At 51.9% G+C, this 13,609-nt stretch carries 13 protein-coding genes; 9 read left to right on the forward strand and 4 right to left on the reverse strand.

The window, feature by feature from the left end:
- Window positions 1–69: 69 nt before the first annotated feature.
- The gene (locus F3H20_RS12435) at window positions 70–453 is read right to left on the reverse strand and encodes a helix-turn-helix domain-containing protein (RefSeq protein ID WP_149735239.1); all 384 of its coding nucleotides are present in this window, start codon (window positions 451–453) and stop codon (window positions 70–72) included.
- 171 nt (window positions 454–624) lie between these two features.
- Here F3H20_RS12435 and F3H20_RS12440 point away from each other — a divergent pair, with 171 nt between their 5' ends.
- Window positions 625–870, forward strand: a complete 246-nt coding sequence (locus F3H20_RS12440; protein WP_149735240.1) for a hypothetical protein — start codon at window positions 625–627, stop codon at window positions 868–870.
- A 44-nt stretch (window positions 871–914) separates the two neighbouring features.
- Here F3H20_RS12440 and F3H20_RS12445 read toward each other — a convergent pair whose 3' ends face one another.
- From F3H20_RS12445 to F3H20_RS12455, 3 genes are all read right to left on the reverse strand, one after another.
- Window positions 915–1,382: a chemotaxis protein CheX gene (locus tag F3H20_RS12445; RefSeq protein ID WP_149735241.1), complete on the reverse strand. Its 468-nt coding sequence runs from the start codon at window positions 1,380–1,382 to the stop codon at window positions 915–917.
- The gene (locus tag F3H20_RS12450; protein ID WP_223191749.1) at window positions 1,373–2,233 is read right to left on the reverse strand and encodes a response regulator; all 861 of its coding nucleotides are present in this window, start codon (window positions 2,231–2,233) and stop codon (window positions 1,373–1,375) included. Before F3H20_RS12450 ends, F3H20_RS12445 begins: the two co-directional genes overlap by 10 nt.
- A gap of 280 nt (window positions 2,234–2,513) precedes the next feature.
- Window positions 2,514–3,050 (reverse strand): hypothetical protein, encoded by a 537-nt coding sequence (locus F3H20_RS12455; RefSeq protein ID WP_149735242.1) that lies wholly within the window; start codon window positions 3,048–3,050, stop codon window positions 2,514–2,516.
- A gap of 491 nt (window positions 3,051–3,541) precedes the next feature.
- On the opposite strand from F3H20_RS12455, the gene F3H20_RS12460 reads away from it, so the two are divergent.
- The 8 genes from F3H20_RS12460 to F3H20_RS12495 all read left to right on the forward strand — a co-directional run bounded on the left by F3H20_RS12460 (window position 3,542) and on the right by F3H20_RS12495 (window position 13,446).
- Entirely contained in the window at window positions 3,542–4,573 is a 1,032-nt protein-coding gene (locus F3H20_RS12460; protein WP_149735243.1) for a SpoIID/LytB domain-containing protein, read from the forward strand.
- Window positions 4,574–4,743: 170 nt separating this feature from the next.
- Window positions 4,744–5,184: a DUF1934 domain-containing protein gene (locus F3H20_RS12465; protein ID WP_149735244.1), complete on the forward strand. Its 441-nt coding sequence runs from the start codon at window positions 4,744–4,746 to the stop codon at window positions 5,182–5,184.
- A gap of 6 nt (window positions 5,185–5,190) precedes the next feature.
- Complete coding sequence (gene argS / locus F3H20_RS12470) at window positions 5,191–6,861, forward strand: arginine--tRNA ligase (RefSeq protein WP_149735245.1); 1,671 nt, start codon at window positions 5,191–5,193, stop codon at window positions 6,859–6,861.
- 154 nt (window positions 6,862–7,015) lie between these two features.
- Window positions 7,016–7,369: a DNA-directed RNA polymerase subunit delta gene (rpoE, locus tag F3H20_RS12475; protein WP_149735246.1), complete on the forward strand. Its 354-nt coding sequence runs from the start codon at window positions 7,016–7,018 to the stop codon at window positions 7,367–7,369.
- A 187-nt stretch (window positions 7,370–7,556) separates the two neighbouring features.
- Complete coding sequence (locus tag F3H20_RS12480; protein ID WP_149735247.1) at window positions 7,557–9,161, forward strand: CTP synthase; 1,605 nt, start codon at window positions 7,557–7,559, stop codon at window positions 9,159–9,161.
- Between the two features lie 230 nt (window positions 9,162–9,391).
- Window positions 9,392–10,330, forward strand: coding sequence for a signal peptide peptidase SppA (gene sppA / locus F3H20_RS12485; RefSeq protein WP_149735248.1), 939 nt, complete (start codon window positions 9,392–9,394; stop codon window positions 10,328–10,330).
- A complete protein-coding gene (locus tag F3H20_RS12490) occupies window positions 10,330–10,911 on the forward strand; it encodes a Yip1 family protein (RefSeq protein ID WP_188128315.1) in 582 nt (193 codons plus the stop codon). The genes sppA and F3H20_RS12490 overlap by 1 nt, the downstream gene beginning before the upstream one ends.
- A 186-nt stretch (window positions 10,912–11,097) precedes the next feature.
- The gene (locus tag F3H20_RS12495) at window positions 11,098–13,446 is read left to right on the forward strand and encodes a hypothetical protein (RefSeq protein WP_149735250.1); all 2,349 of its coding nucleotides are present in this window, start codon (window positions 11,098–11,100) and stop codon (window positions 13,444–13,446) included.
- Window positions 13,447–13,609: the final 163 nt, after the last annotated feature.

A 13,609-nucleotide genomic window follows, 5' to 3' on the forward strand; every position in this document is an offset into this window, starting at 1 on the left:
ATAAAGATAAAAGGGGCCTGTTGCCACTGTGGATGGCGACAGGCCCCTTGTTGATTCAAGGGAAAGAATTTACTTGACCACACCGTATCTGGTGAGCATAAAGGCAATAAAGTCCTGGAGCGTGTGCCTGGCTTCCGCCGGCAGGGCCGCAAGCTGTTCCGGCCGGATTAAGACTGAATCAAGGCGATAAGGGACGGCGGCTTCGGCAATCTTCGACTGACCGGTACCGGGCTGACTAAAAAGACTGTCGGCAGCGGACAGCGGAAGCTTGTAAAAGTGCAGCAGCGAGCGGAGTACTTTCACAGTTATATTGGTGCGCGCCCCGCTCTCGATCATGCTTAAATAAGAAGCGGACAGGCGGATGGCGTAGGTTTTTTCAATTTGTTTGGCAGCCTCTTCCTGGCTTAGCAGCTTCTTTTCCCGGGCCTCTTTTATAATTTCACCAAATTGCATAGTATCATATCACCCAATAACAGAACTTATACATTATAGGGGAACAAGCCTGTTAACCAATAGTAAAATTAAGTTAACTGTCAGTTATTGCTATTATGCCTGTTTCTTGTTAAAATAAAAGAAAATACCGTGATGAGGGTATTTTCTTTTAAAATGGAGGGATTGGTCGTTATGCTGAGCATTAAGGAACAAATGCTTGCTACTATGCAGAATATCCGGCAGGCAGAAGCCGCCATGCACCAATTGTATAACATTGGCGGTGACAAGAAGGTCCGCGAGGGATTTACGTCTGAAGAATGGAATGTGTTTGTCGATTGTTTACAGGAAGTACTCCAACTGGAATATTCGTTGGTAAAACTGAAAAACAGAGTATCGGAGCACTACCGGATAGAATACAAAAAGAGGCAGGACTGGTGATAAAAATTCACCGGCCTGTCTCTTTTGGCACATTGCTTGTCAAGTTATTTTATAAGTCCCACATAGACATCCACATCAATATTGTCAATTGAAAATTTAACCATAATGACATTGGGCACCGATAGCATGACATGACCGCCTTCACCAATCATCATGGTCGGCGGTGAAATGTCCAGGCCGCCGATGCCTGCCTCGGCAAAGTTAGTACAGGAGTTGGCGCAAACCATATTGCCCATTTCCGAAATGGCGCTTTGGGCTAGCGGGTCCAGTTCGGCCACCGGCATGCCCATCATCATCTTGGAAGCAAATTGTTTAGCGGCTTCCAGCGTCATACCGATTAACACGGTGCCTTTCAACGGGCCGACGATGCTGATGGTTAGCAGCAGTCCCGGATTGGTAAGGGTGGAGCCGATAAGGGAAAGTCCTTTTTTCTCGATGTTTTGCTGAAAGCCAATTTGCGGCAGAATGTTGGCAAAGGCCTGCAAAACCGGATTAATGAGCTTTACATCCATAAGACCGATCCTTTCTTAAAGCCAACACTCAGATAGATGCGGCCAAAGTCGGTATCAATATAGCAACCGGTCAGTTTTACCGTGGGGCTGACAATTTCGGTTGGCTTGCCGTGGAATACACTGGGCGGCGCTACCCGAAGACCCAGGGCTTTTTCCTTTTTATTGAGCATTGAGCAGGCGATACCTGCTACGACATTGGCGAACTCGGCCGCCATGGCCACTACTTCGTCGCGGTTTTTGACTTCACGTCGCAGAATTTTCTCCGCCATTTTTTCGGCCACATCCACTGGCATATCCATCACTGTAGTGCCGGAATAGCGGCCGATAATGCCGATAACAACCGTGATTCCCTGTGAAATATAAGTTTCGTTGGGAATGTCTTCCGTATAGGATGCCGTGGTTTTCGTCATGCGGGTGACGCTTTGCGACAGAGCTTCTTTAAAGGTATCCAATCCTGTAGTCTGTAAGGTGTTAAACAAGCTGTCAGGGGCCATAACATTGGAAATAACCCGGTTCAGGTTTTCGCTGTCAATTGGCTTTTGCAGATAGCCGACCACGCCGGCCCGGCGGGCTTCGGCTTCGGTTTCCTCATCCTTCATGGAACTGACCAGAATGATTTTGGCTTTGGGATCATGCAGGCGTAAGGCTTTGCTGCATTCAAAGCCGTCGGCGCCAGGCATGGCAATATCCATGGTGACAATATCCGGCTTGCACTCTGTGTAGACTTCAAGCAGGGAGTCGAAGCCGTCCGCTTCGCCGACGATCTCATAGCCCTCTTCCTGCAGTGCATCGGCCAGCAGTGTGCGGGAGAAGGGGGAATCGTCTACAATCATGATTCGTATTGCGCTCATTATACAGCCTCCGTCTAGTTGGTTTGGATAAAGCTTGCGGGATAAAATAGTTGAATCTAGAATAAAACATAATATTCTTCATCGTCCCGCAAAATCCTGTTCCAACTATGACAGTCTCTGGCGGTTTTGCAATTAATTTCCCGAATTTTGTCTTGATTTGGCTGGTGATCTATAACCCTTGATTGATCCTGTAGGCGTAGCGTTTACAGACCGCTAGGCTGACAAGGAGAGAAGGAACAAAAAAACTGCCGTTGCCGGCAGTTTTTTTCATTGAGTAATTTTAGAAGGTATAGTTGGCGCCAAAGCCTACTCCGTCGAGAGTGGAGGCATGGTCTTCCTTATAGGATTTGTAGCCCAGGGTCAAAGAGGTTTGCTTATCAAGCTTATAGTTGACGCCTGTCTGCCATTCGGTGGCAATGCTGCTGTTGGTTACCGATACGTAGCCGTCCAGCTTGGGAGCCAGGGCCATGTTGGCGCCGACACCGTAGAACATTTTGTCCGGACCGTCTTCATAGCTGCGGTTGCCGGCAATCAGGCGGACGTTGGGGTCCAGCTTATACTGGGCGTACACGTCGGTGGCTTTTACGCCATTGTACGGAAAGGCGCTGTTGTTTTCAATGCCTAAGATGAACTTTTGCGATACGGCGCTTTCCAGATAGAAGCTGTCGTCTTTGACGTCATGAGTGTTGGAGCTTAGGTTGTAATGGGTATACCCTACGGTGGTCTGACCTTCTTGTATATCGGAAATCGGCGCCGCCATGGCCGTGCCGGCTACCAGCATGGTTCCGGCAAGCACGGTTAAAATTTTCTTTTTCATAGTAAACTCCTCCTTAATCTTGGAAATTACTGATGGAATGAGCCTGTTGTCCTGGCGGAAAAAATCTGTCAGGATGCGCAGAGCCAATCAAATCAGTGGTTCCTTTAGCTATTGCCGGCAAAGCCGGCAATCTATGGAAACGGCGGGACGGTGTCCCTGCTTAGCTTAGCGGAAAAGCCGTCCGCCGGTTGATGTATTTAGAATATCATGGAAATATGACAAAACTATGACAAAACTATGACAAGTGACAGCCCGTATTTTGTTCACTAAAAATAGGATAAGGTTGCAAAGATTTTCCGCCCTGCCAGGCAGCGCATGAAGCGAAGGGAAGCGGATATACTAGTGCTGGGCCAGCTTTGAAACGGAAATAGGATGGCTAGGCAAAATTTTGCCAGCCAAGACGCAGGGGCGGCAACGCCGGAGGGCAACATTTTGACCGTCAGCAATTGCTGCTATCAAGGGTGGTCCAGCACTAGCAATGAGGTGGAAACATGAGAAACAACCAAGCATTTTACACAGCCCTTCTGGCCGTAGTTATTGTCACGGCAGCCACCGCTTTTTTCTTGCGGCCGCCGGCTGCCAAGCCGCTGGAACAGCAGCCTTCGGCGCCGACGGAGCATGAATTTGCCCCGCTGCAGCGGGACCCGCTGACGGTGACCCTGGTGCCGGGGGCAGCCCATTTTAATGTACAAAAATATCAGCGCGAGCCGGTTGTGCGGGTTTGGATGGCCGATAAGCAAACGATTGAAACCATGCCGCTGGAAACCTATCTGGAGGGTGTGATCGCCAAAGAGATGGAACCTAGCTGGCCGTTGGAGGCCCTGATGGCCCAGGCGATTACCTCCCGCACATTGACAGTCAACGCAATAGAGGCCGGGACCATCAAAAAACTGCACAACGCCGATGTCAGTACGGCGAAGGAAGAACTGCAAGCATACTCCCGGGAGCGGGTGAATGATACCGTGCGGGAAGCGGTGCGCCTGACTCGCGGCCAGGTGCTGATGTATGGCGACAGTCTGGTATACGCCATCTACAGTGCCTGCAACGGACAGATTGCCGCAACTAAGGAGGAAAGCTTCCCGCTGGAAATTCCGGTGCCGACGCCTTACTTTCAACCTGTCCGGGACAATTGCTTCTGGAACGCACCGCCTGAACAGCAGGTATGGACGGTGAAAATCCCGGCTGTCGAGGTAGCCAGGATTTTGGGCTATCAGGGCAATCCGGCGGATATTAAAATATTGGAACGGGGTCCCTCCGGCCGTATCCTATATATCGGGGCCGGCAATGTTAAAATGTACGGAGCGGATTTTCGCAAACAAGTCGGGTATGACCGTCTGAAATCGACGTTAATTACGGACATGACGTATGACGGGAAGAATTTTGTGTTTCAGGGGAACGGTTGGGGTAACGGCGTTGGTCTGTGCCAGTGGGGGGCCTATACCTATGTCCAGCAGGGCTGGAAGGCCGCCGATATTCTTAAATATTATTACGTAGGCGCCCATATTGAGACCTTGTGGCATTAGTGCCGTAGAACCCTTGACGGACGGAAGGCCGCTACCTGGCGGACCGGAATTCCGTTATTTTTTTTATAACAAAATTGGCAATTGCCATGGATTACGCTATAATAGATTCATGTGTAAGCCGATGTAGGTTTGGTTCGGAAAATGCGGAGATTTGCAAAAAGAGGTAACTTATGGCAGAACGGACAAAACAGGTAGTCATAACCGTCACAGGGTTGCAACGGGATGCCCAGGGGGAGGAAAACCGCATCGAACTTGTCAGCACCGGGGAGTATGTGCGAAAAAACGGTGTTGGTTATATCAAGTACCGGGAGACGGAGCTTTCCGGCCTGGAAGGAACGACTACGGTGATCAAGGTACGGGCCGACGAGGTGACATTGCTTCGTATGGGCAAGGTGGAGCAAAAACAGGTGTTTCGTCCGGGGCAAAAGACGCAGAGCCTTTACACCACGCCGTTCGGCAATCTCGACATGGCGGTCGTCACCGGCGTTCTACATATTTCGGAAACTGCCGGCGCCGGGGAGTTGCCGGCGATTTACATTGAATATGAACTGGAAATAGCAGGGGATTGGCAAAGCGCCAATACTTTGTCGATTACCTTACGGGAGGATTAGGTTTACATGGATATGAAAATTGTACTGCAGGAGGCCATCAGGGAGGCTATTCACCAGGCCGTAAGCGAAGGCCTGTTTACCCTTGCTATGGAGGATTTGCCAGCCGTTGTGCTGACAGTGCCGCCACAGAAGGAGTTTGGCGATTATGCGACCAATTTTGCGATGCAGGCAGCCCGGGTGGCTAAAGCCAATCCGCGGAAAATTGCGGAGGCCATTGTGGCCCATTTACGGGGGACCTGGCTGGAACGGGCGGAGATTGCCGGGCCGGGCTTTATTAATTTTTATCTGAAAGCCGACTGGCTTTATGAGCTGCTGCAGGATATTTTACGGCAGGGCAGTGCCTACGGTAATACAACAGCCGGTCAGGGCCAAAAAGTCCAGGTGGAATTCGTCAGTGCCAATCCGACCGGTCCGCTCCATGTGGGCCATGGCCGGGGGGCGGCTGTCGGCAGTACGCTGGTCAACCTGCTGCGGGCCGCCGGTTATGAGGTGCAAAGCGAGTTTTATATTAACGATGCCGGTAATCAGATTGACAATTTGGCCGCTTCGGTCAATGCCCGCTATCTGGAACTGCTGGGGCAAACGGTGGCCTTCCCCGAGGACGGCTATCACGGCCATGATATCATCGACACAGCACAGCGGATTATTAATCACGAGGGTGACCGCTACCTGAATATGACTGAAGCGGAACGGCTGACTGTATTTAAGGAACTGGTCCTATCGGAAAAACTGGCAGCCTTGAAAGAAGACCTGGCTGCGTTTAATGTTACCTTTGATGTCTGGTTCAGTGAACGGACGCTGCATGAAGCCCGGTCCATTGACGAAGTATGCCGCATTTTTAAAGAAAAGGGGCATATGTATGAACAGGACGGTGCGCTTTGGCTGCGTTCTACGGCGGGTGGCGACGACAAGGACCGGGTGGTTATCCGGGACAACGGCGTGCCTACCTATCTGGCGGCTGATATCGCCTATCACCGTAACAAGCTGGAGCGGGGCTTTGACAAGCTCATCAATATCTGGGGCGCCGACCATCACGGCTACATACCGCGGGTGCGGGCCGCTATCGCGGCCTTGGGTTATGATCCGGACTGTCTGGAAGTGCTTATCCTTCAGATGGTCAGTTTGTATCAAAATGGCGAGTTGGTCAAGATGTCCAAGCGTACCGGTCAGGGGGTTACGTTGACTGAATTGATGGAAGAAGTCGGCCGGGATGCGGCGCGGTTTTTCTTCATTATGCGTTCCATCGACAGCCAGCTCGATTTTGACCTCGATTTGGCCAAATCCCGTTCCAATGAAAATCCCGTCTACTATATTCAATATGCTCATGCCCGGATTTGCAGCATTTTCCGTCAGGTTCAGGAGGCCGGCATTTCCATCGGCGATGTGACGGCCTGCCGGTTGGAACGGCTGGAGGAAGCCGCCGAAATTGATCTGATTAAGAAGCTGGGCGATTATCCGGAGGAAATTTCCAATGCCGCTAAGGAGCGGGCTGTTCACCGGGTTGCCCGCTATGTCCATGAACTGGCCGGACTGTTTCATACCTTTTATAATCAGTGCCGCATCATCGGGGTGGACCAGGAGCTGCAGCGCTCACGTATCGCGCTGGTTACGGCGGTGCAGCATACGCTTCGCCATGGGTTGGCTATTTTAGGCGTAGACGCTCCGGAAAAAATGTAAAAAAAGAGGAATTTACTGTTTTTTGGTGAATTATAGCACGAAAAAAGAGGTGGAAAGGGTACTGCTACTTATCTCAGTTTCAATGGGATAATAGTATAGGAGACCAGCTTGAACCTTTTGAAACATCATGAGATTTAGGCCGGAGGGAATAACTATGACGAATCGCAATTCCGATATTGATATTGTATATGAAATTCTTCAACAGCAGCATCAGCCCATGTATTTTAAGGAGCTTATTACCAAATCACTGGAGGCGAAGGCGGGCGTGAACAAAGCATCGGCCCATGCCATCGCCGAGGTCCATACGCAAATTAACATGGATAGCCGGTTTGTCCATATGGGAAAAGGTATGTGGGGGCTGGCTGAATGGTCGCCGCGGGCGGTTTCCCGTGCGGCTGTGGCGGAGGAAGCCGAGACGGCGCCGGCGGTAAATAACCGGCGGGCCAAGCTATTTGAAGGGATTCAGCAGGAATATGCCGAACAATCTATCGAAAGCGACAAGGAATGACTTGACACTGCTCACCAGGCAAGTATAAAATTATCAGCGTGATTAAAATCAGCTTTGGCGAAATGGATAAGAAATAGGTACTTTAATGACAGCATTGCGTGTTTTTTAACACGCTCTTATTCATGTTAAAAGCTAGGCATCGAGGGTATACTGAATATTGCAAGAGGCATTGCTAGGAGGAAATTGTATGACGAAGTACATTTTTGTTACCGGGGGGGTTGTATCTTCACTTGGTAAAGGGATTACCGCTGCGTCGCTGGGGAGGCTGCTCAAAAGCCGCGGCCTGAAAGTGACCATCCAAAAGTTTGACCCTTACATAAACATTGACCCCGGTACCATGAGTCCTTATCAGCATGGCGAGGTGTTCGTAACGGAAGACGGCGCCGAAACCGATTTGGACCTGGGACACTATGAGCGGTTTATCGATATAAACTTAAGCAAAAGCTCCAATGTGACCGCCGGCAAGATCTACTGGTCGGTTATCAACAAGGAACGAAAAGGGGATTATCTGGGCAGTACGGTTCAGGTTATTCCTCATATAACCAATGAAATTAAAGAACGGATTTACCGGGTTGGCAAGGAAGACAATGCCGATGTGGTGATTACCGAAATCGGCGGCACCGTCGGCGATATTGAGAGCCTGCCGTTCCTGGAAGCCATCCGCCAGGTGAAAAAAGAAGTGGGCCGTCACGGCGCACTGTATATTCATGTGACGCTGGTGCCTTACATCATGGCGGCCGGTGAACTGAAAACCAAGCCGACCCAGCACAGCGTAAAGGAACTGCGCAGCATCGGAATTCAGCCGGATATTATTGTTTGCCGCAGTGACCATGAGATTTCACCGGAAATGCGGGAAAAACTGGCGCTCTTCTGTGATATCGATCTAGAGGCGGTTATCCAGAATAAAAATGCCGCTACCATTTATCAGGTGCCTCTAATGATGCAGGAAGAAGGTCTTGACCGGATTGCCCTGGAAAAATTGGACATTCAGGCCAATGAGGCCGATATGGCTGACTGGTCCAAGATGGTTAATAAGATCCTGCATCCTGCCAATGCGGTGACGATTGCCATTGTCGGCAAATATGTGGCCCTGCGGGATGCCTACATGAGCGTCTCCGAATCGCTCCGCCATGCCGGGATTGCCAATGATACCGAGATCAATATCAAATGGGTAAATGCCGAGGAGATCGAGAAGGATCATGTAGATCTGAAGGCGGTATTTGCCGATGTGGACGGCATTCTGGTGCCGGGCGGCTTTGGTGATCGCGGGGTGGAAGGAAAAATTCAGGCCATTCAGTATGCCCGTGAGAATAAAGTACCTTATTTCGGACTGTGTCTTGGCATGCAATGTGCCGTGATTGAGTTTGCCCGCCATGTCTGTGGACTGGAAGGCGCTCACAGCCGCGAAATGAATCCCGATACGCCTCATCCGGTCATTGACTTGATGGCCGATCAGATCGATATACAGGAAAAGGGCGGCACCATGCGGCTGGGCGTGTATCCCTGTAAGGTTATGGAGGGGACGCTGACGCAGCAGGCCTATCAGGATGAAATTGTCTATGAGCGCCATCGCCATAGGCTGGAATTTAATAATGCCTATCGGGAAACACTGACCAGTGCGGGCATGATTATTGGCGGAACGCTGCCGAACGGCAGACTGGTGGAAATCGTCGAAATCAAAGATCATCCCTGGTTCGTCGGGACCCAGTTCCATCCGGAATTTAAATCCCGTCCGACCAATCCGCACCCGCTGTTCAGGGATTTTGTCAAGGCGGCGCTGCAGAATAAATAATGAATAGAAACTGTCGGAGTACCGGCAGTTTCTTTTGTATACATACCAGGGCGTGTTTGCAAGCTAGCTGAAACGCTCTCTGGCGGCGCTTTTTGTGCCATACTTTACTAAAGTTTTTTGAAATAGGGGCCACTATTCCTGCAAAACTTCAGTTCGTCTGGCACAAAAATCACTCGTTATGAATCATTCCATTAGTTTGCAAACACGCCCTAGTCAAAAGGAGGTAGACCATGTATAAAAAGACGGTAGTTCTTGTGATTGTAGGCATTGTAGCCGTATCGCTGCTGGCCGCTGCGTTTGTATTCCCCAGGCTTACCAAATCGGCGGGACAGGAAAAACCTAAAATTGCTGTTATTTATGTAGATGGTGTCATTATGGGAGGCCGCGGTCAGGCGTCGCTGCTTTCCGATTATGGCGGTACCGACAATCTGATCAAGCAGTTGCATCAGGCCCGTGACGACAGCTCGGTCCGCGCCATTCTTCTGCGCATCAACAGTCCCGGCGGCAGCGCGCCGGCCTCGCAGGAAGTGGGCGAGGAAATCAAAAAAGTCCGGGCTGCCGGAAAAATCGTTGTAACCTCCATGGGCGATATGGCGGCCTCCGGCGGCTACTGGCTGGCGGCCTGCACCGACAAAATCTATGCCAATCCGGCGACGCTGACCGGCAGCATCGGTGTCTATATGCCCTATGCCAACTGGGAGGAATTATATAAGAAAATCGGGATTCGTGAGGAGAAAATCAAGAGCGGACCCCATAAGGATATCCTGTCCCCGGACCGGCCGATGACGGAGGAAGAACGCGCTATTGTGCAGACTATGGTGGACGATATGTATAACCAGTTTGTCACTATTGTGGCTGAGGGACGGAAAATGGACCCGGCCAAAGTCAGGCAGTTGGCTGACGGTCGCATTTACACGGGCAATCAGGCTAAAGCGCTGGGACTGGTGGATGAATTGGGCAACATGTACGATGCGCTGGAGGGAACGGCCCAACTGGCCGGCATCAAGGGTAAGCCGGAAATCAAGGAATATGGCAAAATGTCACCTTGGTCCATGCTGATGGGCGCCAGTGAAAGCGTGGATCTCAAGCAGCTTTTGTTCCATCAATTGAAAAATGATTTGCCGGTTGTGGCGCCGATGGCCTTACCGGAAAGATGGCAGGTGGAATAATGGATACGATATTTGAGCAGGTATACGATGTACTGTTTCATCCCCGTGCAGCCTTGCAAAAAATTGCGGAACGGCGACCGATCGGTCAGGCGTTAATCATCTTTTTGATCAGTGTGATCATCCCCATGTGGGCGGTGTATTTCGGTGTCAAAGCCAGCGGCCTGCCGCAGGCGCCCGGGGTCATGCTGGTGCTGGAGCTGTTTGGCAGTCTTTTGTTTTGGCTGTTGGGAACGGCTGTCTGGCACCTGATTGCCGAATTGTTCGGTGGCCGGGGCACCGCGCTGGGGCTATTAGCCGCGCTGGGCTTTGCCCATTTTCCCCGGGTACTCTTAGTACCGCTATGGGTGCTTTCGTCCCTGATGCCGCCGGGTATCAGTGCTTTTTTAGTGACAGGCTCTTTCTTGGTTATCCTTGTTTGGAGTCTGTGGCTGGATGTTTACGCCATTAAAGGGACCTATCAGGTTTCCGGCGCCAAGGCGGTGCTCATCCTCCTGACACCTTTGCTGGCAGGAGTAGCGGGCATGTTCATTATTATGATCTTATTGGCCAGTGCTGTCATACCCTGGCCGCCTAATCTGTAACCTTAGGAACCATTGATTTATTCGCACTGCCGTCCTGACGGGCCTTTTTCCGTCTAACTGAGTCAAAAAAGCTTTGAAATAGCCTTTCTTTTAGGTTTTTCTTGCTTGCGGGACGAAAAAATCTCCCGTCACGCCGACAGGCTCATTAGATTGTCGGTTCTCTGACGAATAAGGATGGATGCTGATATGAAACGATATATACTGGCAGCGCTGTGTATAGCGCTGCTTTTTGCCGGGTGTGGCGGGAACAAACCTGTTCCCGCCGGCAAGACTGCCCTGACGCCTGTCGCTCCGGAGCAGGCAGCGAAGTGGCAACTGGCGGAACGAATCAGTGAAACCGGGGAAGGGAACAGCGCCCGGGTGCTGCAGACGGCCGGCACGGCGCCGGAACAGTGGCTGGAGCTGGCTGCCGGCAACGCCGGAACGATCGAATACAAACTGGAAGAGCCGGCCGATATAGCCGCCTTTTTCAACGGAGACGTAGAGTTTTTATCCACCCAGGGGACAGCGCAGGTAGTATTGACTGCCCTGGATGCCACAGGCGGGGAAATCGCCCGGTTGGGAACGGTGTTTACCGGAGCTTTGCCGCTGCAGCAGCAAAACAGCCAATGGCAGGATAAACGGTATGTGAATAATTATGAGGGCCGCTGGGAATCGCTAGCCCGCGAGCCGGAGTCGCTGCTCACTGCGGCCGTTCCCGGCTTTAAACCGGCCATGGCTGCCCGTTACCGGCTGACCATCAAGGTTGGGCAGGGTCAGCATGCGCTGATTAAGGGCCTGACTGCCGGGCTGACGCCGGCTAAAGCCGTGGAACTGTCCGCTGGGCAGTCCGCCTATACTGCGGTGCTGGGCGATACTCTGACTGTAGAGGCCCGGTTAACCAACCACAGCCGGCAGCCGATTGACAAACTGACGGTGCGCTGTGTGGAACCTGAGGGTTATGGCTATGTGGTGGTCGGCGAGGCCGCACAGGAGGTTACGGCATTGCTGCCGGGCGAAACGCGCGGCCTGTCCTGGACGATAAAGGCGCAGCGCCCCGATGCGGTTAATTTCGCGAAACCCTGGCCGGTACGGCTGGCGGTGGAGGACCGGACTTTCGATCTGGCCAAGCTGGCTGTCCGTGATCCCGGGCCGGGGACGGTCTACTATGTCATGACCGAGGATTTGGAGCCGATCGATTCGGCTGGTTATGCCAAAGCCTGGGGCAACGCCAACGGCTGGCTGGACCCGGAGGAATTTACCGTCCAGTTGGTGCAGAAGGCTGAAAGGCTGAATGCCATTGCCGAACAGCATGGCGCCAAGTGGACCCATTACACGGCCTGGCCGGCGGTTAAAGCCGCCGAATGGGCTGCCGGCCAGTCGGCTACCGGTAAGTGGCAGCAAGCCACTCTGGCTATCCGGCAGTCGGTGACGGAACAAAGCCGCCACGGGCATGAATATGCCCTGCACATGCATAGTGATTATGCTCCCGAGCTGCCGGGCAATGTATTATCCTATAACGCGGCGGTGGACGGTTTATGGGCCAACCATCTGCATCACGGCTGGGCTCATTCGGTCGTTACCGAAGGCGATTTTAGCGACGGCAGCAGCCGGGCCGGTATTTTATATACCTATCAGCGCATTATGGAAGAGCTTAGCGCCGATTCCGGGCAAGGCGAACTACTTACCACCCGGGCCGGTTCGTTTGATATTGGCAACGTCAATGCAGATGAACAAATGAGCACCAACGCCTACCGGAAAGTGGGACTTTGGGGTTCCAGCGATGCCGACGGCAATCTGGGCGGCAGTACGTCAGGCGCTTACGGCCAGGAAATTTATTTTGCCAAGGCTGACGATATCAACCGGCCGGCCGGTGACTTTAAAGAAATCGGGTTGGTTGAGTTCAGACCTACGCCCAAGCTGTCGATTGCCTATGATACCGATACGGCGGCGGTGATGAACGAAAAAGCCGATCAAGGCATGCGGGCCTTTATGATGGACGGGCAGATTAAACCGGGCGTCCATCTGATCGACGGTTTTACCCATGCCATGTTCATGCTGGGCAATGGTGATTGGAAAAGTCTGGAGGGAGGGCAATTCCAGGCATTGGACGAACATTTGGCTTATTTGGCTCAGACTTACGCCGAGAAGGGGCTTTTGCGGTTTTCTACAGCCAGCGAACTGGTCCGCGCTTATATCGACTACTATACCCCGAACCTCCAGGCGGTTTATGGCGCCCGGCTGAGTGATTCCTTCGGAGTCAGCGAATATGCTGTCCAACTGCTGGGAAAAACGTTGCCCAGCGACGCGGCCCATGTGCATAGGGTTACGTTGAAATATCCGCTCTATTTGCGGGACAGCGCCTACCGGATCAGCATTCTTAAAAACGGTCAACCCATTATGAATACCTGGGGCTTGCCTACGCCCTATAATGATATTGTTTTCACCGTAGACGACACGAGCGCCACCTATACGCTGAAAGTTTACCATAATCCGCTCGTGTTTCACCTGTCCGGCTGGCTGCACAGTGTGCGGCAAGCGTTGGGCAGACGTTAGTGTCTTGACCAAGTTAAATCTTAGTTTATACAGCCTATCTTTTTCCGCACTGCTGCGTTTGTCGTCAGCTTACATATGGCCGATATGCGCGCCTCCTCCGCCTTGCATTGCAGAAAAATCTATACTGTATAATTCTAATTCATAACTTTGCCAAGACACTAGT

The organism is Propionispora hippei DSM 15287, from assembly GCF_900141835.1.
Classification (GTDB): Bacteria; Bacillota; Negativicutes; order Propionisporales; family Propionisporaceae; genus Propionispora; species Propionispora hippei.

Coding starts and splice junctions, on each gene's coding strand:
- F3H20_RS12435 (WP_149735239.1), bottom strand. CDS start 453: ATGCAATTTGGTGAAATTATAAAAGAGGCCCGGGAAAAGAAGCTGCTA.
- F3H20_RS12440 (WP_149735240.1), top strand. CDS start 625: ATGCTGAGCATTAAGGAACAAATGCTTGCTACTATGCAGAATATCCGG.
- F3H20_RS12445 (WP_149735241.1), bottom strand. CDS start 1,382: ATGGATGTAAAGCTCATTAATCCGGTTTTGCAGGCCTTTGCCAACATT.
- F3H20_RS12450 (WP_223191749.1), bottom strand. CDS start 2,233: ATGAGCGCAATACGAATCATGATTGTAGACGATTCCCCCTTCTCCCGC.
- F3H20_RS12455 (WP_149735242.1), bottom strand. CDS start 3,050: ATGAAAAAGAAAATTTTAACCGTGCTTGCCGGAACCATGCTGGTAGCC.
- F3H20_RS12460 (WP_149735243.1), top strand. CDS start 3,542: ATGAGAAACAACCAAGCATTTTACACAGCCCTTCTGGCCGTAGTTATT.
- F3H20_RS12465 (WP_149735244.1), top strand. CDS start 4,744: ATGGCAGAACGGACAAAACAGGTAGTCATAACCGTCACAGGGTTGCAA.
- argS (WP_149735245.1), top strand. CDS start 5,191: ATGGATATGAAAATTGTACTGCAGGAGGCCATCAGGGAGGCTATTCAC.
- rpoE (WP_149735246.1), top strand. CDS start 7,016: ATGACGAATCGCAATTCCGATATTGATATTGTATATGAAATTCTTCAA.
- F3H20_RS12480 (WP_149735247.1), top strand. CDS start 7,557: ATGACGAAGTACATTTTTGTTACCGGGGGGGTTGTATCTTCACTTGGT.
- sppA (WP_149735248.1), top strand. CDS start 9,392: ATGTATAAAAAGACGGTAGTTCTTGTGATTGTAGGCATTGTAGCCGTA.
- F3H20_RS12490 (WP_188128315.1), top strand. CDS start 10,330: ATGGATACGATATTTGAGCAGGTATACGATGTACTGTTTCATCCCCGT.
- F3H20_RS12495 (WP_149735250.1), top strand. CDS start 11,098: ATGAAACGATATATACTGGCAGCGCTGTGTATAGCGCTGCTTTTTGCC.